A 1670-nucleotide genomic window follows, 5' to 3' on the forward strand; every position below is an offset into this window, starting at 1 on the left:
TTGCTCATGCTTGTGCTTGCTGATTGGCTTGCACTGATTGATGCAGACACGCTGTTGCTCATGCTTGTGCTTGCTGATTCAGATGCACTGATTGATGCAGACACGCTGTTGCTCATGCTTGTGCTTGCTGATTGGCTTGCACTGATTGATGCAGACACGCTGTTGCTCATGCTTGCGCTTACTGATGCTGAAGCACTTTGGCTAGCTGATACTGATGCTGAAGTGCTTTGGCTTGCAGATACTGATGCGCTAGCTGATTGACTTGAGCTTACAGACGCTGAAGCTGATTGGCTTGCTGATACTGATGCTGAAGCACTTTGGCTAGCTGATACTGATGCTGAAGTGCTTTGGCTTGCAGATACTGATGCGCTAGCTGATTGACTTGAGCTTACAGATGCTGAAGCTGATTGGCTTGCTGATACAGACGCTGAAGCTGATTGACTTGCAGATACTGATGCTGAAGCTGATTGACTTGAGCTTACAGACGCTGAAGTTGATTCACTTGCAGATACTGATGCTGAAGTGCTTTGGCTTGCTGATACTGATGCTGAAGCACTTTGGCTAGCTGATACTGATGCTGAAGTGCTTTGGCTTGCAGATACTGATGCGCTAGCTGATTGACTTGAGCTTACAGACGCTGAAGCTGATTCACTTGAGCTTACAGACGCTGAAGCTGATTCACTTGAGCTTACAGACGCTGAAGCTGATTCACTTGCACTTACTGATGCGCTAGTTGATTCGCTTGCACTTACAGACGCTGAAGCTGATTCACTTGAGCTTACTGATGCTGAAGCTGATTCACTTGAGCTTACAGACGCTGAAGCTGATTCACTTGCAGATACTGATGCTGAAGCTGATTCACTTGAGCTTACTGATGCTGAAGCTGATTCACTTGAGCTTACTGATGCTGAAGCTGATTCACTTGCAGATACTGATGCTGAAGCTGATTGGCTTGAACTTACTGATGCTGAAGCTGATTCACTTGAGCTTACAGATGCTGAAGCTGATTCACTTGCAGATACTGATGCTGAAGCGCTTTGGCTTGCAGATACTGATGCTGAAGTTGATTGGCTTGCAGATACTGATGCTGAAGTTGATTGGCTTGCAGATACTGATGCTGAAGTGCTTTGGCTTGCAGATACTGATGCTGAAGCTGATTGACTAGCTGATACTGATGCTGAAGCGCTTTGGCTTGCAGATACTGATGCGCTAGCTGATTGACTTGCTGATACTGATGCTGAAGCTGATTCACTTGAGCTTACAGATGCTGAAGTTGATTGGCTTGCAGATACTGATGCTGAAGCACTTTGACTTGAGCTTACTGATGCGCTAGTTGATTGGCTTGCAGATACTGATGCTGAAGCTGATTGGCTTGCAGATACAGATGCTGAAGTGCTTTGGCTTGCTGATACTGAAGCTGAAGCTGATTGGCTAGCTGATACAGATGCTGATTGGCTTGCACTTACTGATGCTGAAGCGCTTTGGCTTGCTGATACTGACGCAGAGTGGCTCGCGCTTGCTGAGATAGAAGCTGAGTTCTGGTCGTTAGATGCTGAAGCTGAAGCACTTTGGCTCGCGCTTACTGATGCTGAAGTACTTTGACTTGCAGATACTGAAGCTGAAGCTGATTGGCTAGCTGATACAGATGCTGATTGGCTTGCACTTACTGA

The 1670-nt window shown here is 46.5% G+C and carries 1 protein-coding gene; it reads right to left on the minus strand.

Annotated features, from left to right (window positions below):
* Positions 1 to 1670 (minus strand): hypothetical protein (locus B7705_RS00100; RefSeq protein ID WP_193431891.1); only part of this gene is annotated, 1670 nt, incomplete at both ends.

Origin of the sequence: Streptococcus oralis subsp. dentisani, assembly GCF_002096685.1 — a bacterium.
Taxonomy (GTDB): domain Bacteria; phylum Bacillota; class Bacilli; order Lactobacillales; family Streptococcaceae; genus Streptococcus; species Streptococcus oralis_AD.